Here is a 21,188-nt window from a genome sequence, read left to right as displayed (position 1 = left end):
GGGCGCCTGCCCGGTTGACAAGCCCCGGTCCGGGGGCCTCAGATCCGCTCCGTCCAACCCTTCAGTCCCCGCCGGAGCGCGATGTCCCCCGAAACCGTCCTGAAACTTGCCGAGTGGGACCGTCCCGCCAGCATGCCCGACAGCCTCGCCGCCGAGGTCGCCGGCTGGCGCCACGTCGTGAAGAGCCCGGCGGCCCGCAGCTTCTATTCGGAGCCGGGACCGCCCGCCGAGCCCCCGCCCGAAGGCTGTCTGCGTGTGAGCCGTCTGTGGAACATCCCCGGGGACGCGGGGGCGGCCACCGGCTTTGCCACCGACCAGCCGGTGGACAGCGCAGGGCAGTGGGCCATGGCCCGCTACGAGGGTGGGCTCTGGCGGGTGCAGTCGGTGGTTCCGGCGACCGGCAAGGCGGCCGCCGTGCGGCTGCACCGGGCGCTGGCCGACCGTCTGGTCGCGGCGCGGCGCTGGACGCACAACGACCTGGACCTGCTCCGCATGCTGCTGGAGGGGGGCGTCGTCAGCCTTGACCACCTTCTCGCCGGCGACGCGGCGCGGGAGCGGTCCCTGCGGTCACTGACGACGCTTCACCTGGTGACCCTGGCGACCGCCGCGGATGGCGAATGCGCGGAGACGGTGCGCGGCCATCTGCGCGACGACACGGACACCGCCGTCTGGATGGACGAGGACGCCTGCGGCGTCGCCGCCGAAATCCTCGCCTGGCACGCCCGGAAGCTGGCCCGCACCGCCGTCCGGGCCGGGCGGGGGGCGGACTCGCGTGAGCGCAGCGAGGAGCTCAAGCAGCGCCTCGCCGAGGCGGTGCGCAAGGTCTTTCCCGGCATGCCCCGGGACGTCGCCGCGGCCACCGCCGCGCGGCTGGCGCCGGGCGTCGGCAAGCTGGGCCGCGTGCCCGGCTTCCAGGCCGTCGTCGACGCGGTCGCGGAGATCCGCTTCGACCGCTGGCGCCAGGCTGTGGCCGCCGAGCCCGAGGTGGCGGAGCGCCTGCAGTCGATGGCCAAGCGCGGCGACACCGGCCGGGCGCGCAAACGCTACCGGGACCAGCGCGCGGCCGAGCGCGTCGAGGCCGAACTGCGGGAGTGGCGGCAGGGGCTCGGACCGGCGTCCTCGCGCCGCCTCGGCTGACCCAGCCTTGCGCCACCGTCGCGGCGACGGACCACGACGCGGTGGGGACCGCCGCACGCGCCTCCCCCGGGGCGGGATGCCGAGGACAGCAACCCGGGGGAGTCGGACAAGGGGGACGGCGCCGGCCCGTCCTTTGGTTGGGGACTGGACATGCTGGAGCAGAATCTTCGCAAGGTTGACCTGAACCTGCTCGTCGTTCTCAGGAGCCTGCTGGCGACGTCGAGTGTGGGGCAGACGGCGAAGCTGCTTGGCATGAGCCAGCCGGCGACCAGCCGCGCGCTGGCAGCGCTGCGCGTCCTGTTCGACGACCGCCTGTTCGTGAAGAGCGGTTCGACGATGAAGCCGACTCCGCGCGCGCTGGCGTTGGCCGAGCCGTTGGAGGACGTGCTGACGAGCGTTCTGCGTGTCCTCGATCCGCCCGCCGTCTTCGATCCGGCCACCTCGCAGCGCCGGTTCCGGATCGCGACCACGGATTACGGAGCCACCGTCGTCCTGCCGCGCCTCGCCCCCCGCTTCTTCGGCTCGGCACCCGGGGTGGAGCTGGACATCAAGCCGCTCGCGCCGACCTCGTTCGACGAGCTCGGCAGCAACGATCTCGATCTCGCCCTCTACAGCGACAACCCGGTCCCGACCGCGCTCCGGGCGAAGGAGCTCTACCGGGAACACTTCGCCTGCCTCGTGCGCTCGGACCACCCGGCGGCCGCGGCCGGCGGCGGGTGCCTGCCGCTCGACGCGTATCTGTCCTACCCCCACATCCTGGTCACGGTGACGGGCGGCCGGACCGGGACCGTCGACCGCGCGCTCGCCGCCATGGGCCGTGCCCGCAAGATCGCACTCGTCCTGCCCTATTTCGCAACGGCGGCGCTGGCCGCCGCGTCCTCCGACCTGATGCTGACCATGCCCCACCGGGCGGCGCAGGCGTTCGCCGACAGCATGCGCCTGGTGCTGCTGAAACCTCCCCTGGAGCTTGGCGATTTCGGCTACCGGATGGTCTGGCACGAGCGGGTCCACGACGACCCCGGCCATGTCTGGCTGCGCCGGGTGGTCGCCGAGGTGGTCGCCGCCGATCGCTGAGCGGCGCCGGCGTCGCGACCGGGCAGGGGCGGCCGACCGCTCGCGTTATCCAATATTCGGATGAAGACTATTTCTTTGTTTCGATTTTCGGAACACCTCCTGCGCCGTATATCCACCTCACCACGTGGCCCGGCACGACGCCGCCGCGTCGGACGCAACGAGCGATGGAGGGCAATCCCATGTCGGCATTCGAGATCAGGCGACGACGCGTCATGCTTTTCGCGGCGGGCGGCGCGCTGGCGCCGATGATCGGGCCGGGGGCGGCGCGCGGGCAGGCGCCGTCCGTCATCGGCAACGCGGCCGTGTATCGGTTCGCGATCGGCGACATCCGGGCGACGGTCGTGAGCGACGGCCTGCTCACCGGGCCGCCCCAGGTGTATGCGCACGACGCACCGGAGGCCGAGCTGCAGGCGGTCCTGCGGCGGGCCTTCCTGCCCACCGATCGGATGACGCTCAACATGAACACGCTGCTGGTCGAAACCGGCGGGCGGCGCATCCTGATCGAAGCCGGAGCCGCCCAGACCATGGGGCCGAACGGCGGTCGCCTTCTCGACAACCTCGCCGCCATCGGCGTGGCCCCGCGGGACATCGACGTCGTGGTCGTGTCGCACGCCCACCCCGACCATCTCGGCAACCTCCGCAACCGCGACGGCGGCAAGACCTTCCCCCGCGCGGCCGTCCATGTGCCCGAAGAGGATTGGGCGTTCTTCGTGCAGAACGACCCCGACCTCAGCTACATGCCCGTCGGCGCCGATTTCCGGCGCCGCTTCGCCGCGGCGATCAAGAGCAGCCTGGAGCCGGTGGCCGATGCCGTGGAACTCTACCGGGCCGGCGCCGAGATCGTGCCGGGCCTGACGACGCTCGCCGCCCCGGGCCACACGCCCGGCATGGTGTCGTTTCTTCTCCACTCCGGCGACGCGCAACTGCTGCTGACCGCGGATCTGGCGTATCACCCCGTGGTCAACGTCGACCGGCCCTGGCGCCCGGGCCCGGACCGCGACACGGACACCGCGCTGGCGTCGCGCCGGCGCATCTTCGACATGGCGGCGGCGGACCGCTTGCTGGTCCTGGGCTTCCACTATCCGTTTCCCGGGCTGGGGCGGATGCTGAAGACCGACGACGGCTGGTACGCCTGGGTGCCCAGCGACTGGCAGTTCTGAGGTGGGCGCCCGCGGCCGGCGCCGGTTCACACGTCGCCGACACCGGAGCGGGGAATGCGGATCTCGCGGTGGACGGAGACGCTCAGCAGCAGGCCGACGCCGATCAGCAGGGTCAGCATGGCCGTGCCGCCGTAGGACACCAGCGGCAACGGGATGCCGACCACCGGGATCAGGCCCATGACCATGGCGACGTTGACGAACATGTAGAGGGCGAAGGTGGTGGTCAGGCCGACCCCCACCAGCCGCCCGAACTGGTTGCGGCACGACAGCGCGATCACGTAGCCGTAGATCAGCAGCAGGCAGTAGAGGAACAGCAGCGCCACCGCCCCTGCCATGCCGAACTCCTCGGCCAGGACGACGAAGATGAAGTCGGTGTGCTTCTCCGGCAGGAACATGAGCTGGCTCTGCGAGCCCATCATGAATCCCTTGCCGAAGAGGCCGCCGGAGCCCAGCGCGATCTTCGACTGGAGGATGTTGTAACCGGCGCCGAGGGGATCGGTCTCGGGGTCGAGGAAGGTGTAGACGCGCTGCTTCTGGTAGTCGTGCAGGAACTCCCAGCCGATCGGGATCACGGCGAGGCCGCTGCCGATGGCGATCGCGAACTTCCACAGCCGCACCCCGGCGGCGAAGAAGATGGCGCCGCTGCCCAGGATCAGCAGCAGCGCCGTGCCGAGGTTGGGCTGCAGCAGCACCAGACCGACCGGCAGGAACACCAGGATCAGCGGCGGGATCAGCACCAGCGGCTTGCCGATCTGGTCCAGGGTCAGGCCGTGGAAGTAGCGGGCCAGCACCAGGGTCAGGGCCGGCTTCATCAGCTCCGACGGCTGCAGCACGAAGAAGCCGAGGTTGATCCAGCGCTGGGCGCCCATGCCGATGTGCCCCATGATCTCCACCGCGATCAGCAGCAGCAGGACGCCGAGGTAGATGACGTAGGCGAAGCGCATCCAGATGCGCACGTCCACCAGGGCGATGCCCAGCATCAGCACCAGGCCGGGGATCAGGCGGATGAGCTGCGACTTCGCCCAGGGGTCCCAGTCCCCGCCGGCGGCGGAGTAGAGCAGGGCGATGCCGGTGCCGGAGATGACGCACACCAGCAGCACCAGGCCCCAGTTGATCATGCGGATCTTGGTGCCCAGCGTGAGATGCGGGCGCTGCGGCGCCAGCCCGCCGGAGCCGTGCTGAAGAATGGCGACCATGCGCTGCGCTTTGCCGAGTGAGGGCCGTGCGGGACGGCCGGGATGCGGGTCGGGATGCGGATCGGGATGCGGATCGGCCGGGAGTGTGCCCCACTCCGCCGCCGGGGTAAAGCCGCCCGCGGCCCCGGCCCATCAAGGACACGGGCGGGCGGGGCGCGCCGCGCGTCAGTCGCGCGCGGCGTAGCCGGCCAGGAAGTGGGCGACCGTGCGCTCGACCTGGCGCTCGACCTCCTCGGCTCCGGGCGGGTCGCGCATGCCCAGCAGCAGGCGCAGGTGCAGGTCGCCCTTCAGCATGGCCAGGAAGCACTCCGCCGCCTGGCGCGGTTCGGCCACCCGCAGCCGGCCGAGGCGGTCGGCCTCGGCGAGATGGTCGGCCAGCTTCTCGATCCAGCCCGCCGGGCCCGCCTCGTAGAACGCGCTCGCCAGCTCGGGGAAGCGCTGGGCCTCGCCGATCACCACGCGGTAGGCGGCGAGCGCCTTGGCCGACAGCACCAGGCCGAGGAAGCGACGGGCGATGGTGCGCAGGGCGTCGGCAGTGTCCATCCGCGCCACGTCCTCGGCGGACAGGCTGGCCATGTGGTTGCGGCACTCGCAGCCGATCATCGCCGCGAACAGCGCCTCCTTGCTGTGGAAATGGGCGTAGAGCGTGGCCTTCGACACGTTGGCCGTGCGGGCCACCGCGTCCATCGACACGGCGCCATAGCCGCCGTCCAGGAACAGCCGCCCCGCCGCCTCCAGTATCTGCGCCGGCTTGGACCCCGCCTCGGGGATCGCCTCCGCACGCGCCATCGCCGTTCTCCCGATCGCGTCCATGTCCACCCGACTAAACCCCGGCAGGCCGGTCCCGGCAACCGCTATCGCCCGCCCAGCCGCAGGCCGCCAGGGCCGCCGCCATGTGGGGCGGCGGCGGCGCCGTGGCGGCGGTCTCCGGTCCCTCGGGGTCGAGGCGGAAGGCGATGGCGCGGGCCAGCAGGTGCAGGTTGCCGGGCGGCCGGCGCTCCGGGCCATAGTAGGGCTCCCCGGACAGCGGGCAGCCGATGGCCGCGCAGTGCACCCGCAACTGGTGGGTTCGCCCGCTGCGCGGCGTCAGCTCCAGCCACGACCGGGCGCCGTCGCTGCCCAGGAGCCGGTACTCCGTGACCGCGGGCTGACCGTCGGGATGGGTGACGATGTTCCAGGAGCCGGGGACCGTGAGCTTCAGCAGGGGCAGGTCGATGACGCCGGCCGGCTCGTCCGGCACACCGTCGGCGACCGCCCAGTAGGTCTTGCGCACCTGCCCCGTGGCGAACAGCCGGCCGAGCCGCGTCGCCCCGTGGGCGGTGCGGCCCAGCGCCAGACAGCCGGCGGTGTCGCGGTCCAGGCGGTGCGACAGGCGGGGCGCCTCCGGTGCGCCGAACGCCAACAGGTCCATGTACTGCCCCAGATGGTGCTCGATGCGGTGGGCGGCGTGGACGGCGAGCCCGGCCGGCTTGTCGAGCACCAGGACATGGGGGTCGAGGTGGAGGACGCGGGTGCGCAGGTCGTCGAGGCTGTAGGGCAGGGCGGCGGCGGGAGTGGCAGCGGGAGTGGCGGCGGGGGCAGGGGCGGTGATCATGGGCCGCACCGAAGCATGCCGGCGCGGCCCCTGGCAACGCCGTCGTTCACTTGACCCGGCGCAGCACCGTTTCCAGACGGGCGTCGCTGCGGCGGTCGACCCAGGTCGCGGCGAGGCGGCCGTCGTGGCGCAGGCGGTAGCGCAGCACGTTGAGCCCGGGCTCGTCGAACACCAGGGTGTCCTCCTCCAGGCGGCCGCTGCGGCGCACCCGTTCGAAGCGCTGCTCCGGTTCGACGCCGGGCCCCAGGACGTAGTCGGCCTGGACCCGGTCGCCACTGACCCGCGCCACGTCGAGCATGACCTCGCGCCCGTTGACGTAGGTGCCGTACCAGCGCCCCAGCAGGTCGGTGCCGGCACCGCTCCGGCGGCGCACCGGCTCGGCGCGCGACGAGCCGAGCGCGGCCTCCAGGAAGTCGGTGGTCGGGCTGCGCCCCCACGACCCGTCGCAGGGCGGGTCGCCGTCCCGCGGCGGCGCCTCGGCGAAGCGGACGATGCAGCCGGCGAAACGGCGCACGAACAGGCCGGAGTTGGCGGCGCCGTGCCCGGTCAGGGCGGCGGGCTGGTCGACCACCAGGTGTTCGAGCCCGCGGGCGGCCAGGATGGCCCGCGCCGTCTCGCCGCGGCCGCCCGGGTCGAAATCGTCGCCGTGGAAGAAGAACAGCATGACCCGGGCCGAACGCACGTTGCGCAGGATGCGCCACAGCTGGCGGGCGTTCTCGCGGTAGCTGTCGTAGCTCTCGGTGAAGCTGCCATAGGCCGCGGGGGCGGTGCCGATCACCGCGTCGGCGGCGTCGGTCCGGCCCGCCGCGATCAGCGAGATGAAGGCGCCGAACGACTGGCCGGCCAGCGCGACGCGGCGGTAGCCGCGCGCGCGCAGCGCTTCGGCGTGTCCGGCCAGGGCGTCGGCGCTGCGCGTCAGGGTGTCGGAGACGCGCATGCGGTCGAGCCGGTAGACATCCCACCCCGCCTCGCGGGCGGCCCGCAGATAGGCCGGGGTCGGCGCCTCGGAATCCTCCGACTCCACCGAGCGGCCGTGGCTCCACACCAGGGCGCCGGTCGCCGCCTGGGGCCCGGCAAGGGCGGCTTCGCCGTACGCCGGCACCAGGCGGATCTGTGCCGCGGCGGGGGTCGCGGCGATGGTCAACAGCAGCAGCAGCACGCGGGCGATGGCGTGATTCATCCTGCCTCCCTCCGAAGGTCGTAACCCTTACGATCGCACCGACCAGAGTTCGGCATCCTCCTTAATACCAACTTTATGCCGGGGCCCGTCCCGACTTTGTCACCGGCCACGCTCACGCTTGGTCGCGCCGTCGGCCTGCGGCCGAGCGCCCGATTTCTGCAAATGAGAATGACTCGCATATCTTGGCGGGATGCGCTAGGATGGTGCCACGACCGAAACCTGGGAGGACGACGATGACCCGGATGAGCGCCCTGAGCATGGAGGCGATGACGGAGGGTGAACGCGCCCTGCTGGCGGCGGTGCGCCTGTGGTTCCGCTCCGGCACGGCGAAGGCGATGACGCCGATCCGCCTGTCCCTGTCGTCGGCCCGCATCCCCGGCGATGCCCTGCTGCCGCTGTTCGCGCTGCTGGGGGTGTTCGCCTCCGACCCCGACCGGGGACGGCGGCTGCGGGTGGAGCGGCCCGGTGCCGAGGCGGTGAATGGCGACGAGCGTCACCTTCTGGAAGCGCTGGGCGCCTTCCAGCATGGCGAGGACGCCGCCGGGATGGACATGCTGGACCGCTGGCTGCCCCTGGTCGCCCTGTGCATGGCGTCGGCCGCCGCCCGCGACCTCGGCCGCATCCTCGGCGCCGCGGGCGTGTTCCTGCCCTGCCGGGCGTCGGCCTACCCGATGGCCGCCCCGATGGCCGCGGAGTAGGCGCCCCGCTCAGTCGCGGTGGGCGACCAGGCGGTCGGTGAGGCGCTCGAACTCGCGCTCCAGGCGGGCGTTCTCGAAGGCGCGGGGCGGCGGCAGCTCCAGGGTCAGCAGGGTTTCGAAGGCGCGCCCGCTCTCGTTCATCATCGCCAGCATGTCGGCCGAGGCGCGCACCGTCCGCCAGGTGTTCACGGCGACGTCGCGCTGCCGGGCGACCCGCTGCCACGCCGTCTTCACCGCGGCCGCCTGCTCCTCCAGGGCGCGGCGGTAGAGGCCGGCCGCCTCCAGGGTGGTGTCCAGCGCCTGCAGGTTGGCGTCGAGCTGGGCGGTCAGCGCCGTGTCGGCCTCGCGGGTCTTGAGGCGGGCGGCCTCGTCGCGGGCGCGCCGGGCGTCGGCCTCGATCGAGGCCAGCTGGGGCAGGTGCTGGTAGCGCACGGTGTCGAGGAAGCGCTCGTGCATGTGCAGCGCCACCTCCAGCAGCACCGCGTAGACGCCGTAATAGCGCCGCGCCACCTCCAGGGATTCGTCGGTGGCGACGGTGGCGCGCTGCAGCTCCTCGTTCACGGCGCGCAGGTTGTCGTAGACGGTGTGGGCGGCGACGATGCCCTCGGCGGTGGCGAGGCGCAGCAGCCCGTCCACCTGCTGCGGCGTCAGGGCGATGCCCAGGCCCTCCAGCGAGGTGGCGAAATCGGCGGTCAGCCGGTCGATCTCGGCGTCGATGCGGGCGATCTCGCGGTGGGCGGCGGCGATGCGCTCGACCTGGTCCTCGCGCGAGGTGGCGAACACGCAGGCGAGCTGCCGCGCAACGAAGGAGGCGTCGGCCCCGGCGGCGTCGCAGCGCTCCTCCGGCAGGGCCGCCAGCGCGGCGCGCAGCCCGGCCGCGTCGGACGCCCGGCCCTCGCGCTCCTGGCGCAGGCCGGCGATGCTGGCCCGCAACGCCGTCGCCTGGCCTTGGGAGAGCCGCTCCACCGCCTCGTCCAGCAGGCTGTTGAGGGCGTAGGAGCGCTGTGCCGCCGGATCGTAGCGCAGCGCCTCGCTGCGCCATTCCGGCTCGCGCCGGTCGAGGATCTCGCCGGCCGTCTCGTCGACCTCGGCCCACAGCGCGCCGATCCCGGAGTCGATGCCGGCTCCGGAGTCGGCGCCGATGCCGGTGGCGGCCGCGGCGGTCGCGGCCGACGGCGTCGGGTCGGTGGCCATCGAGCCCCGGGCGGTCAGCGCCAGCACCAGCCCTCCGGCGACCAGCCCGGCGGCCAGGATGGTCCGCAGCATCGTTCCCTCCTCGCTTGCGCACTGGGAAGGGAAGTGGGGCGCGCCGCCACCGCGTCGCCTGTCCGGATGGCGAGCCCCCCGGCCTCTTCCGTCGCAACGCCGCCGCTCCCGGCGCGCGGCGGCGGCCCCCTTTCGGTGCCCGCTGTCACTTTCGCGACACGAATGGCGTTGCGGGGCCTGCGCGAATCGGCCTAGAACAGCGCGGCCTTCCCGGCTTGACGGAATGTTAACCCTGGGCGGGCAAGGTCGGGTTCCCGCGGTGCAACACCCGCCCCGCGGCGGCATCACCCCGCCGACTCGTCACACCCTGCACGGCACCGCCACCGCACGGCTCAGCCGAGGACCCGAAGCGCATGACACCTCCCCACAGCGACGGCGCCGGCGATACGGTCGTCATCTTCGACACGACGCTGCGCGACGGCGAGCAGTCGCCGGGCGCCTCGATGAACCTGGAGGAGAAGCGGCGCATCGCCCTGGTGCTGGAGGAGATGGGGGTCGACGTCATCGAGGCGGGCTTCCCCGTCGCCTCGCGGGGCGATTTCGACGCCGTCCAGGGCATCGCCCGGCTGGTCCGCACCGCCACCGTCTGCGGCCTGGCGCGCGCCACCAGGCGCGACATCGAGGGCTGCGCCGAGGCGCTGGCCCCGGCCGCGCGCAAGCGCATCCACACCTTCATCTCCACCAGCCCGCTGCACATGAAATACAAGCTGCAGATGGCGCCGGACGCGGTGGTGCAGGCGGTGCGCGACAGCGTCACCTTCGCCCGCACCCTGGTCGACGACGTGGAATGGTCGGCCGAGGACGGGGCGCGCACCGAGCCCGATTTCCTGTGCCGCTGCGTCGAGACGGCGATCGCCGCCGGGGCGCGCACCATCAACATCCCGGACACCGTGGGCTACGCCGTTCCCGACGAGTTCGGGGCGCTGATCGCCATGCTGTTCGACCGGGTGCCGAACATCGACAAGGCCATCGTCTCGGTCCACTGCCACAACGACCTCGGCCTCGCGGTCGCCAACTCCCTGGCCGGGGTCGCTGCCGGCGCCCGCCAGGTGGAGTGCACCATCAACGGCCTGGGCGAGCGCGCCGGCAACGCCGCGCTGGAAGAGATCGTCATGGCCCTGCGCACCCGGGCCGACCGCCTGCCGTACCGCACCAACATCGCCTCCGAGGCGATCATGAAGGCGTCGCGGCTGGTGTCGGCGGTGACCGGCTTCGTGGTCCAGCCCAACAAGGCGATCGTCGGCGCCAACGCCTTCGCCCACGAGTCGGGCATCCACCAGGACGGCATGCTCAAGCACGCCCAGACCTACGAGATCATGACGCCGGAGTCGGTGGGGCTGAACCGCTCGACCCTGGTGATGGGCAAGCATTCCGGGCGCAACGCCTTCCGCTCCAAGCTGCGCGAGCTCGGCTACGAGCTGACCGACGCGGCGCTGGACGAGGCGTTCCGGCGCTTCAAGGACCTCGCGGACAAGAAGAAGGACGTGTTCGACGAGGACATCGTCGCCCTGGTCGACGACGGGATCGGCCACGAGGACGACCGCATCCGCTTCGTGTCGCTGGCGGTGGTGGCCGGGTCCAAGGGACCGCAGACCGCCACCCTGGAGCTGGAGGTGGACGGCACCACGGCGGCGACCACCGCCACCGGCAACGGGCCGGTGGACGCCACCTTCAACGCCATCGGCGCGCTGGTGACCCATGCCGCGCGCCTGCAACTGTACCAGGTTCACGCGGTCACCGCCGGCACCGACGCCCAGGCGGAGGTGACGGTGCGGCTGGAGGAGCAGGGGCGCACGGTGAACGGGCAGGGGGCCGACAGCGACACGCTGGTGGCGTCGGCCCGGGCCTACGTCCACGCCCTGAACAAACTCCTGGTTAAGCGGCAGAAGGCCGCACCGGACGCACTCTCCGCTTGAGCGCAAATCGACGTTCGTCTATGGAACCGGGGACCGCAGCGGTCGATCCCTATCGTCTCCGGTCAGGCCGTCTCAACATGAAGAGCTAGTCGGGTCCATGCTTTCCAAACTACTCGGCGTTTTGTCCGCCGACATGGCAATCGATCTGGGGACGGCCAACACCCTGGTCTACGTCAAGGGCCGCGGCATCGTCCTCAACGAGCCCTCGGTGGTCGCCATCGCCAACGTCCGCGGCAAGAAGCAGGTGCTGGCGGTCGGTGACGAGGCCAAGATGATGCTGGGGCGCACCCCTGGCAACATCCAGGCGATCCGTCCCTTGCGCGACGGCGTGATCGCCGATTTCGAAGTCGCCGAGGAGATGATCAAGCACTTCATCCGCAAGGTGCACAACCGGCGCAGCTTCGCCAGCCCGCAGGTGATCATCTGCGTGCCCTCCGGTTCCACCGCGGTGGAGCGCCGGGCCATCCAGGAATCGGCCGAGGCCGCCGGCGCGCGCCGCGTCTTCCTGATCGAGGAGCCGATGGCCGCGGCGATCGGCGCCGGCCTGCCGGTGACCGAGCCGACCGGGTCGATGGTTGTCGACATCGGCGGCGGCACCACCGAGGTGGCGGTGCTGTCGCTGGGCGGCATCGTCTACTCGCGTTCGGTGCGGGTCGGCGGCGACAAGATGGACGAGGCGATCATCGGCTACATCCGCCGTGCCCACAACCTGCTGGTGGGTGAGGGCTCGGCCGAGCGGATCAAGAAGGAGATCGGCTCCGCCTGCCCGCCCGAGGACGGCGAGGGCCGCATCCTCGAGATCAAGGGCCGCGACCTGATGAACGGCGTGCCCAAGGAGCTCATCATCTCCGAGCGCCAGATCGCGGAATCCCTGGCCGAGCCGGTCTCGGCCATCGTCGAGGCGGTCAAGGTGGCGTTGGAGCACACCGCGCCCGAGCTGGCCGCCGACATCGTCGACAAGGGCATTGTCCTGACCGGCGGCGGCGCGCTGCTGGGCAATCTGGACTTCGTCCTGCGCCACGCCACCGGCCTGCCGGTGTCGATCGCCGACGATCCCCTGAGTTGCGTCGCCCTGGGGACCGGCCGTGCCCTGGAAGAGATGAAAACCCTGAGAAACGTCTTGGTCAGCGCTTACTGATCGTGTAATTCTCAGGTCTGTTGCCTCCGTACTTGCGGTGACGACACTGCCGCAAGTCCGGGGGAGTTCGCATTCCTGGACGGGATCATCCAGTGAAGCCACGAACCTCCGGATCCGTTGTGCGTCTGGCGGCACCGCTGCGGGCCCTCGCCCAGCGTTTTTCTTTCCTTCTGCTTATCCTGGCGTCGCTGGCGCTGATGATGACGGGGAAAGTGGACGCGGTGTTCGTCGACAATCTCCGCACACGCGTGACCGACGCCTTCGCCCCCATCCTCGAGGCGCTGTCGCGGCCCGCCGCGACGGCCGCCCGCGCCGTCGAGTCGGTGGTGCAGATGCAGAACGTGTTCGAGGAGAACCAGCGCCTGCGCGCCGAGAACGCCCGGCTGCTGCAATGGAAGCAGGCGGCGCTGCGCCTGGAGGGCGAGAACAACTCCCTGCGCTCGCTGCTGCGCTACGCGCCGGAACCGGCGGCCTCCTACATCTCGGCCCGGGTCATCGCGTCGCCCGGCGGGTCGTTCTTCCGCACCCTGGTGGTGACCGCCGGGCGGCGTGACGGGGTGAAGAAGGGGCAGGCGGCCATCGCCGGGCCGGGCATGGTCGGCCGCGCCGTCGAGGTCGGCGAGTGGTCGTCCCGGGTGCTGCTCATCACCGACATCAACTCCCGCATCCCGGTGACCTTGGAGGGCTCGCGCCTGCGCGCGGTGCTGGCCGGTGACAACACAGACCAGCCCAAGCTGATGTACCTGCCGCCGGAATCACCGGTGGCGACGGGCGAGCGGGTGGTCACCTCGGGCCATGGCGGCCTGTTCCCGCCGGGCATCCCGATCGGCGTGGTGGCCTCGGTCGGCGAGCGCGGCGTCAAGGTCACGCCGATCGCCGACCTGTCGCGGATCGAGCACCTGCGCCTGGTCGAGTTCGGCGCCGCGGCGGCGGCCGCCGCCGAGGGCGCCGCCGGCGGCATGGAAGGTCTCGCCGAGTGGAAATGACGCTGACCTGGTGGCAGCGCCTCGACCGGGCGGGCCGCAATCTGGCGCCCTTCGCGGTGACGGTGATGCTGGTCCTGCTGGGCATGGTGCCGCTGCACATCCCCGCCTTCACCCAGGTGGCCCCGGCGCTCACCCTGATGGCGGTCTATTACTGGGCGATCCACCGTCCCGACCTGCTGCGCCCGGCCGCCGTGTTCGCGGTGGGGCTGCTGCAGGACCTGCTGAGCGGGGCGCCCCTGGGGATGACCGCGCTGGTGCTGGTGCTGGCCTACTGGCTGGTGCTGAACCAGCGCCGCGTCTTCCTGGCCAGCACCTTCGCGCTGATGTGGTTCGGCTTCGCCACCGTGGCGATCGGCGCGTCGGTGGTGCAGTGGGCGGCCCTGAGCGCCTACTACGCCACCGTCCTGCCCTACGAGGCCGCGTTCTTCCAGGCGCTGCTGACGCTGATCCTGTTCCCGGTGTTCGCGTGGCTGTTCATCCGCATCCACCGCGCGTTCCTCCAGCCATGACCGCGGCGGGCGAGGCGGAGGCGTGATGGCGGGGTCGTCGATGGACCGTGACACCGACCGCTACCGCAGCCTGACCCGGCGCACCCTGGTGCTGGGCGGGATGAAGGTCGGGCTGGTGTCGGCGCTGGCGGGGCGGCTCTACTACCTGCAGGTTGTCGAGTCGCAGAAGTACACCATGCTGGCCGAGGAGAACCGCATCAGCCTGCGCCTGGTGGCGCCGTCGCGCGGGCCGATCGTCGACCGCTTCGGCATCCCGCTGGCCATCAACCAGCAGAACTACCGCGTGGTGGTGGTGGCCGAGCGGACCTCGGACGTGTCGGAGACCCTGGACAAGATCTCCCGCATCGTGCCGCTGACCGAGGCGGACCGCCGCCGCGTCCTGCGCGAGGTGCAGAAGAAGCGCCGCTACGTGCCGGTCACCGTGCGCGAGAACCTGACCTGGGAGCAGGTCGCCACCATCGAGCTGAACACCCCCGACCTGCCCGGCGTGTCGATCGAGGTGGGCGAGATCCGCTACTACCCCTACGCCGATTCCATCGCCCATGTGCTGGGCTATGTCGGGGCGGTGTCGGAGTCGGAGCTGAACGGCGACCCCGTGCTGTCGCTGCCCGGCTTCCGCATCGGCAAGAGCGGCATCGAGAAGTTCCACGAGAAGGCGCTGCGCGGCACCGCCGGCACCAGCCAGCTCGAGGTCAACGCGGTGGGGCGGGTGATCCGCGAGCTGTCGCGCGACGAGGGCCAGCCGGGCCGCGAGGTCCAGCTGACCGTCGACATCGGGTTGCAGCAGTTCGTCCAGTCCCGCCTGTCCCAGGAGCAGAGCGCGGCCTGCGTGGTGATGGACGTCCACACCGGCGGCATCTACGCGCTGGCCTCCCACCCCAGCTACGACCCCAACCAGTTCCCCATGGGCATCAGCGCCGAGCTGTGGGAGGAGCTGCTGTCCAACCCGACCAACCCGCTGTCCAACAAGGCGGTGGCCGGGCAGTACGCGCCGGGCTCCACCTTCAAGATGGTGGTGGCGCTGGCGGCGCTGGAATCGGGGCTGATCGGGCCGCGCCACACCGCTTTCTGCCCCGGCCACATGGACCTGGGCGACCACCGCTTCCACTGCTGGAAGCGGGGCGGCCACGGCACCGTCGACATGGTGGGGGGGCTGCGCCATTCGTGCGACGTGTTCTTCTACGACGTGGCGCGGCGCATCGGCATCGACCGCATCGCCGAGATGGCCAACCGTTTCGGCCTGGGCCAGCCGCTGGGCCTCGACCTGCCCCACGAGCGGCCGGGCCTGATCCCCACCCGGGACTGGAAGCTGGGGCGGATCGGCAACACCTGGCAGCCGGGCGAGACGCTGATCGCCTCGATCGGCCAGGGCTACGTGCTGACCACGCCCTTGCAGCTGGCGGTGATGACCGCCCGCCTGGCCAACGGCGGCTACGCCATCCGCCCGCACCTGACCAAGCAGATCAAGCTGGGCCCCCACGAGCAGACGACCTGGCCGGCCATCGGCGTGAGGAAGGAGAACCTGGACGTCGTGCTGCGCGGCATGAACGAGGTGTCCAACAGCGCCAACGGCACCGCCTTCCGCGCCCGCATCAAGGAGCCGGGATTCGAGCTGGCCGGCAAGACCGGCACCGCCCAGGTGCGCCGCATCACCATGGCCGAGCGCGCCGGCGGGGTGCTGAAGAACGAGCAGTTGCCGTGGCGCGAGCGCGACCACGCCCTGTTCGTGGCCTTCGCCCCGGTGCACGCGCCGCGCTACGCCTGCTCGATCATCGTCGAGCACGGCGGCGGCGGCTCGGCGGTGGCGGCGCCGATTGCCCGCGACATCCTGCTGGAGTGCCAGAAGCGCGACCCCGGCCGTGCCTCGGTGGCCGACGCGCCGCAGCCCTTCGGCCTGCCCGGCGGCACCGGCACGCCGGGCTGAGCGGGCGCCGGCAATCTGCCCGGCGCTGCGGATTTGCTGTCGACAACCCGGGACCGCTTCGCTATAACGCGGGCCTCGCCGGTCGGGAGACGCCTTCGGGACGCTCCGCCGACCGCAGCGGCGATGGGTGCATAGCTCAGTTGGTAGAGCAGCTGACTCTTAATCAGCGGGTCCAAGGTTCGAGTCCTTGTGCACCCACCATCGCCATCCCATGCGTTCCAGCGCTGTCGCGACGCCCGGCCCCTGCGCCGGGCTTCTCGCGTTCGCTGCCGGGGGCATCCGCGGACGCTGGGAGCCACAGCCCGATGCTGCCGATTGGCGGAGCGTTCCGGCACGGCGACCATCGGAAATACGCTCAAAGATCGGGTGCGCCCGGTGACGGCCCTCGCTAGGCTTTCCCGGAAGTGCCAACGTCCGGAAGAACGATGACCGCGCGTGAGGAAACGAAGGATGTGAGCGGCGCGTCGGCGGCGCCCCGCGACGTGCAGCGTTGCGTCATGGTCAGTGGCCGCGCGCGGAACGCCATTCGCACCGAGGCGGAGCGACGCGGCACGACCGTGCGCTCCCTGGTGCTGGAGGCGTTGCGCTCCGCCGACGTCCCGGGGCCGGACGACGAAGAGAGCGGCGATCGCCGGATCGCCGCCGCCGCACGTCGAGCGCGGGTCTGGCGCGATCGCGTCGGCAGCGGCGGCGCGCGATGACCGGCCCTGCGTCCGCCGCGCCGCCGGCCGGCACCGCGGGCTGCGGGTCCGGCTTCCTCGTTGGTGGTGGCGGGATGGGAGCGCGCATGCGTGCGCACGACTGGTCCCGCTCGCCCCTCGGTCCACCGGACGGGTGGCCGCAGCCCCTGAAGACGGTGACCGGCCTGATGCTTGCCGCCAATCAGGCGATGTTCGTCGCCTGGGGCCCCGAGCGCGCCATGCTTTACAACGATGCCTATGCCGAGATCCTCGGCAACAAGCATCCCGCCGCCCTCGGCCGCCCCTTCTTCGAGGCATGGTCGGAACTCGTCGACAGCGTCGGGCCGATCATGGACCGCGGCTACGCCGGTGAACCGACCTACATGGACGACCTCGAGCTGGTCATGGTCCGCAAGGGGTATCCGGAGGAAACGCATTTCTCCTTCTTCTACGCGCCGGTGCGCGAGGCCGCCGATGACCAGCACCCGGAGGGGCGGGTGAGCGGCGTCTATTGCGCCTGCGTGGAGATCACGGAACGGGTGTTCGCCGACCGCCGCGCCGCGTTCCGGGGGCTGCTCGACGATCGCCTGCGTGGGCTTTCCGATCCGAACGGCGTCATGGCCACCGCCTCGGCGATGCTGGGCGACCACCTGGGCGCCGGTCAGGTGCTCTACGCCGGTGTCGACGATGCCGGTGTCTTCGCCACCATTGAGCGGGAATGGAACGACGGCACCGTGCCCAGCAGCATCGGCCGTCATCGGATGGAGGATTTCGGTCCCGCGCTCGTCGCCGTCCTGAGGCGCGGCGAGACCGTGGTCATCGACGACGTCCGGCATGATCCGCGCACGGCGACGCCGAGCGCCGTCGCCAGTTTTGCGCGGAGAGGCATCGGCGCCGTGATGAGCCTGCCGCTGATCAAGGCGGGCCGGCTGGTCGCGGTGATGTCGGCCCACAGCCGCCTGCCGCGCCGATGGTCCGCCGCCGACGTCGCCCTTGCCGGGGAGGTCGCCGAACGGACCTGGCAGTCCGTGGAACGGGCACGCGCCGAGGCCGACCTGCGCCGAAGCGAGGAGCGGCTCCGGGCCCTGGTGAACGCGACGTCCTACGTGCTCTATCGCATGAACGCGGACTGGACCGAATTGCGCCAACTCGACGGCGGCGGCTTTCTCAGCGGCACGCAAAGCCCCACCACGGCCTGGTGGACCGAGTACATCCACCCCGGCGATCAGCCGCGGGTCTGGCGGGCGGTCCAGGAGGCGATCCGGACGAAGGGCGTCTTCGAGATGGAGCACCGGGTCCGACGGGCCGACGGGTCCTTGGGGTGGACGCTGTCGCGGGCGGTGCCGATCCTGGGGCGTGACGGCGAAATCGACGAGTGGTTCGGCGCGGCCAGCGACGTCACGGACCGCAAGGCGGCGGAAACGGCGCTCCGCGAGAGCGAAGAGCGGTTCCGGCTGATGGCCGACGCGGTTCCGCAGATCGTCTGGATCACCGACGCCGAGGGACGGGTGGAGTTCTTCAACACCCAATGGTCCGACTACACCGGGATCGCCGAGAAGCCCGGGACGGCGCGGGAGGTCGCCGCCGGCTTCGTCCATCCCGACGACGCGGCGCTGACGATGGACCGGTTCGAGGAGGCCCGGCGGACCGGCGGCACCTACCGTGTCGAGCACCGCATCCGCGGGAAGGACGGCCGCTACCGCTGGTTCCTGGTCCGTGGCGAGCCGTTTCGCGATCCCCACAGCGGCGCCATCGTCCGGTGGTTCGGCGCGTCGACCGACATCCATGACCGCAAGGAGGCGGAGGCGGAGCTGCGGGCGGCGCACGACACGGCCGAGGAGGCGCGCCGCGCGGCCGAGACCGCGAACCGCTCCAAGTCGCGCTTCCTGGCGGCGGCCAGCCACGACCTGCGCCAGCCCATGCAGTCGCTGCTGCTGTTCCTGGACGTGCTGAAGCCGCACGTCGCCCCCCAGGGGCAGGATGCGCTCAAGCACCTGGGGCGCGGGCTCGATGCCCTGCGCGACCTGCTGGACAGCCTGCTCGACGTCTCGCGTCTCGACGCCGGCATCGTCCAGCCCGCGGTCGAGGATTTCGCCGTCGGACAGGTGGTCGAACAGATCGGCAGCGCCTACCGGCCGGTCGCCGCGGCCAAAGGCTTGGACCTGCGCGTGATGCCGTGCGAGGCGGCGGTGCGCAGCGACCCCACGCTGCTGGCGCGGATGGTGCGCAATCTGGTGGAGAACGCGCTGCGCTACACCGACCGCGGCCGCATCACCATCGCCTGCCACAGGACGGGGAACGCGCTGCGCATCGAGGTCGCCGACACCGGCATCGGCATCCCCGGCGAGCATCTGGAGCGGATCTGGGAGGAGTTCCACCAGGTCGGCAACCCTGAGCGCGACCGCAACCGCGGCCTCGGCCTCGGGCTCGCCATCGTCCAGCGTCTCTCGACCCTCCTGGAGCATCCGGTGGAGGTGCGCTCGACATGGGGCGAAGGATCGGTGTTTTCCGTCGTGGTGCCACTCGGCCGGGCCGTGCCGCAGCCGCCCGCCGCGGCGACCATCGAGGTGGCGGGCAACGGCCGGCTGGTCGTGCTGGTCGACGACGACGCCATCGTGCTGCTCGGGTTGAAGGCGACCTTCGAGGGGTGGGGCTACGACGTGCTGGCCGCCAACTCAACCGACCGGGCGCTGGCCGCGCTTCGGGGCCACGAACGGCGGCCGGTCATCGTGATCGCCGACTACCGCCTGCGCGAGGAGCGGAACGGGACCGAAGCGATCCTGCGCGTGCGCGAGGCCTACGGCGCCGAACTCCCGGGCATCATCCTGACCGGCGAGACGGGACGCGAGGCGGAGCAGGACGCGCGGGCGCACCGCCTCCACGTGATCTACAAGCCGGTCACGCCGCGACAACTCGGCGACGCTCTCGACGGCATCCTGGCGGACGACCGGTAAGCGGCCCCGCCCGCCGCCCGCCGCCCACCGGAGTCAGCTCCGCAGGCCCGGCGCCTCCTGCCCGGTGCTGGCCACGTATTCGGTGTAGCCGCCGCCGTACTGGTGGACGCCTTCCGGCGTCAGCTCCAGCACCCGGTTCGACAGCGCCGCCAGGAAATGGCGGTCGTGCGACACGAACAGCATGGTGCCCTCGTAGGCGGCGAGCGCCGCGATCAGCATCTGCTTGGTGTCGAGGTCGAGGTGGTTGGTCGGCTCGTCGAGCACCAGGAAGTTCGGCGGGTCGAACAGCATGGTCGCCATCACCAACCGCGCCTTCTCGCCGCCCGACAGGACGCGGCACCTCTTCTCCACGTCGTCGCCGGAAAAGCCGAAACAGCCGGCCAGCGCCCGCAGCGCCCCCTGGCCGGCCAGGGGGAACGACGCCTCCAGGTGCTCGAACACCGTGTTGTCGCCGTCCAGCAGCTCCATGGCGTGCTGCGAGAAATAGCCCATCTTGACGCTGCCGCCGACGGCGACGCTGCCGGCGTCGGGCTCGGTGGCGCCCGCCACCAGCTTCAGGAGCGTCGACTTGCCGGCGCCGTTCACCCCCATGACGCACCAGCGCTCCTTGCGCCGGATGGTCAGGTCAAAGCCCTGGTAGATGGCGCGCCCGCCATACCCCTTGTGGACGTTCTTCAGCACCGCCACGTCGTCGCCCGAGCGCGGGGCGGGCGGGAACTCGAACACCACGGTCTGGCGGCGGCGCGGCGGCTCGACCCGCTCGATCTTGTCCAGCTTCTTGACCCGGCTCTGCACCTGGGTGGCGTGGGACGCCCGGGCCTTGAAGCGCTCGATGAACTTCAGCTCCTTGGCCAGCATCGCCTGCTGGCGCTCGAACTGGGCCTGCTGCTGCTTCTCGTTCAGCGCCCGCTGCTGCTCGTAGAAGGCGTAGCCGCCGGAGTAGCTGGTCAGCGCCCCGCCGTCGATCTCGACGATCTTGGTGACGATGCGGTTCATGAACTCGCGGTCGTGCGAGGTCATCAGCAGGGCGCCGTCGTAGTCCTTGAGAAAGGACTCCAGCCAGATCAGGCTTTCCAGGTCCAGGTGGTTGCTCGGCTCGTCCAGCAGCATGGCGTCGGGCCGCATCAGCAGGATGCGGGCGAGCGCCACGCGCATCTTCCAGCCGCCCGACAGGGCGCCGACGTCGGCGTCCATCATCTCCTGGCTGAAGCTGAGCCCGGCCAGCACCTCGCGCGCCCGGCCCTCCAGCCCGTAGCCGCCCAGCTCCTCGAAGCGCGCCTGGGCCTCGCCGTAGCGCTCGATGACCGCGTCCATGTCCGGGTGGTCGGGATCGCACATCGCCGCCTCCAGGCTGGCCAGCTCGGCGGCCACGGCGCTGACCGGCCCGGCCCCGTCCATCACCTCGGCCACCGCGCTGCGCCCGGACATCTCGCCGACGTCCTGGTCGAAGTAGCCGATGGTGACCTGCTTCTCGACCGCGACCTGGCCGGTGTCGGGCTGCTCGTCGCCGGTGATCAGCCGGAACAGGGTCGTCTTGCCGGCGCCGTTCGGGCCGACCAGCCCGACCTTCTCGCCGCGATTCAAGCTCGCCGACGCCTCCAGGAACAGGATGCGGTGGCTGTTGTGCTTGCTGATGCTGTCGAAGCGGATCATGGGGGTCCGGGGGTGGGTGGCGTGGTCGGCCCCTTATGCCACAGCGCGCGCGCCGCGCCAGAGTCCCGATCGCCCCGAGGCCGGGGCGCGGCGTCGCCCCGCGGCGGCGGTGCCGCCCAGGAA

17 protein-coding genes and 1 tRNA gene are annotated in these 21,188 nt (G+C 71.5%); 12 read left to right on the top strand and 6 right to left on the bottom strand.

Annotated features, from left to right (window positions below; translation table 11 throughout):
- Positions 1 to 81 precede the first annotated feature (81 nt).
- From AC6H2I_RS19810 to AC6H2I_RS19800, 3 genes are all read left to right on the top strand, one after another.
- Complete coding sequence (locus AC6H2I_RS19810) at positions 82 to 1,137, top strand: hypothetical protein (protein WP_497502418.1); 1,056 nt, start codon at positions 82 to 84, stop codon at positions 1,135 to 1,137.
- Positions 1,138 to 1,287: 150 nt separating this feature from the next.
- Positions 1,288 to 2,211 (top strand): LysR family transcriptional regulator, encoded by a 924-nt coding sequence (locus AC6H2I_RS19805; protein WP_497502417.1) that lies wholly within the window; start codon positions 1,288 to 1,290, stop codon positions 2,209 to 2,211.
- 212 nt (positions 2,212 to 2,423) lie between these two features.
- On the top strand, positions 2,424 to 3,371 hold the full coding sequence (locus AC6H2I_RS19800; RefSeq protein WP_497502416.1) for an MBL fold metallo-hydrolase: 948 nt from the start codon (positions 2,424 to 2,426) through the stop codon (positions 3,369 to 3,371).
- Positions 3,372 to 3,397: 26 nt separating this feature from the next.
- Here AC6H2I_RS19800 and rodA read toward each other — a convergent pair whose 3' ends face one another.
- From rodA to AC6H2I_RS19780, 4 genes are all read right to left on the bottom strand, one after another.
- Positions 3,398 to 4,567 (bottom strand): rod shape-determining protein RodA, encoded by a 1,170-nt coding sequence (rodA, locus tag AC6H2I_RS19795; protein WP_497502415.1) that lies wholly within the window; start codon positions 4,565 to 4,567, stop codon positions 3,398 to 3,400.
- A 165-nt stretch (positions 4,568 to 4,732) separates the two neighbouring features.
- A complete protein-coding gene (locus AC6H2I_RS19790) occupies positions 4,733 to 5,356 on the bottom strand; it encodes a TetR/AcrR family transcriptional regulator (RefSeq protein WP_497502414.1) in 624 nt (207 codons plus the stop codon).
- Between the two features lie 34 nt (positions 5,357 to 5,390).
- Positions 5,391 to 6,161, bottom strand: a complete 771-nt coding sequence (locus tag AC6H2I_RS19785; RefSeq protein ID WP_497502413.1) for an RluA family pseudouridine synthase — start codon at positions 6,159 to 6,161, stop codon at positions 5,391 to 5,393.
- 46 nt (positions 6,162 to 6,207) lie between these two features.
- The gene (locus AC6H2I_RS19780; RefSeq protein WP_497502412.1) at positions 6,208 to 7,341 is read right to left on the bottom strand and encodes an alpha/beta fold hydrolase; all 1,134 of its coding nucleotides are present in this window, start codon (positions 7,339 to 7,341) and stop codon (positions 6,208 to 6,210) included.
- A gap of 233 nt (positions 7,342 to 7,574) precedes the next feature.
- Here AC6H2I_RS19780 and AC6H2I_RS19775 point away from each other — a divergent pair, with 233 nt between their 5' ends.
- Positions 7,575 to 8,039 (top strand): hypothetical protein, encoded by a 465-nt coding sequence (locus AC6H2I_RS19775; protein WP_497502410.1) that lies wholly within the window; start codon positions 7,575 to 7,577, stop codon positions 8,037 to 8,039.
- 9 nt (positions 8,040 to 8,048) lie between these two features.
- On the opposite strand, the gene AC6H2I_RS19770 is transcribed toward AC6H2I_RS19775, so the two are convergent.
- The gene (locus tag AC6H2I_RS19770; protein WP_497502409.1) at positions 8,049 to 9,305 is read right to left on the bottom strand and encodes a hypothetical protein; all 1,257 of its coding nucleotides are present in this window, start codon (positions 9,303 to 9,305) and stop codon (positions 8,049 to 8,051) included.
- Positions 9,306 to 9,658: 353 nt separating this feature from the next.
- Between AC6H2I_RS19770 and AC6H2I_RS19765 the strand changes: the two genes are divergently transcribed.
- The 8 genes from AC6H2I_RS19765 to AC6H2I_RS19730 all read left to right on the top strand — a co-directional run bounded on the left by AC6H2I_RS19765 (position 9,659) and on the right by AC6H2I_RS19730 (position 19,412).
- The gene (locus AC6H2I_RS19765) at positions 9,659 to 11,221 is read left to right on the top strand and encodes a 2-isopropylmalate synthase (RefSeq protein WP_497502408.1); all 1,563 of its coding nucleotides are present in this window, start codon (positions 9,659 to 9,661) and stop codon (positions 11,219 to 11,221) included.
- 97 nt (positions 11,222 to 11,318) lie between these two features.
- Positions 11,319 to 12,359 carry a rod shape-determining protein gene (locus AC6H2I_RS19760; RefSeq protein WP_435536355.1) on the top strand — a complete coding sequence of 347 codons (1,041 nt, stop codon included), beginning with the start codon at positions 11,319 to 11,321 and terminating at the stop codon, positions 12,357 to 12,359.
- Positions 12,360 to 12,451: 92 nt separating this feature from the next.
- Positions 12,452 to 13,345, top strand: a complete 894-nt coding sequence (mreC, locus tag AC6H2I_RS19755) for a rod shape-determining protein MreC (RefSeq protein ID WP_497502407.1) — start codon at positions 12,452 to 12,454, stop codon at positions 13,343 to 13,345.
- Positions 13,342 to 13,854 (top strand): rod shape-determining protein MreD, encoded by a 513-nt coding sequence (gene mreD, locus AC6H2I_RS19750; RefSeq protein WP_497502481.1) that lies wholly within the window; start codon positions 13,342 to 13,344, stop codon positions 13,852 to 13,854. The genes mreC and mreD overlap by 4 nt, the downstream gene beginning before the upstream one ends.
- 25 nt (positions 13,855 to 13,879) lie before the next feature.
- Positions 13,880 to 15,778: a penicillin-binding protein 2 gene (gene mrdA / locus AC6H2I_RS19745; protein WP_497502406.1), complete on the top strand. Its 1,899-nt coding sequence runs from the start codon at positions 13,880 to 13,882 to the stop codon at positions 15,776 to 15,778.
- 125 nt (positions 15,779 to 15,903) lie between these two features.
- Positions 15,904 to 15,979, top strand: a tRNA-Lys gene (locus tag AC6H2I_RS19740).
- Positions 15,980 to 16,203: 224 nt separating this feature from the next.
- Positions 16,204 to 16,479, top strand: coding sequence for a hypothetical protein (locus AC6H2I_RS19735; RefSeq protein ID WP_497502405.1), 276 nt, complete (start codon positions 16,204 to 16,206; stop codon positions 16,477 to 16,479).
- A gap of 86 nt (positions 16,480 to 16,565) precedes the next feature.
- Complete coding sequence (locus AC6H2I_RS19730; protein WP_497502404.1) at positions 16,566 to 19,412, top strand: PAS domain S-box protein; 2,847 nt, start codon at positions 16,566 to 16,568, stop codon at positions 19,410 to 19,412.
- A 33-nt stretch (positions 19,413 to 19,445) separates the two neighbouring features.
- On the opposite strand, the gene AC6H2I_RS19725 is transcribed toward AC6H2I_RS19730, so the two are convergent.
- The gene (locus AC6H2I_RS19725; RefSeq protein ID WP_497502403.1) at positions 19,446 to 21,065 is read right to left on the bottom strand and encodes an ABC-F family ATP-binding cassette domain-containing protein; all 1,620 of its coding nucleotides are present in this window, start codon (positions 21,063 to 21,065) and stop codon (positions 19,446 to 19,448) included.
- Between the last annotated feature and the right edge of the window lie 123 nt (positions 21,066 to 21,188).

This window comes from Azospirillum sp. NS33 (assembly GCF_059703765.1).
This window is presented reverse-complemented; position numbering and strand designations above follow the sequence as displayed.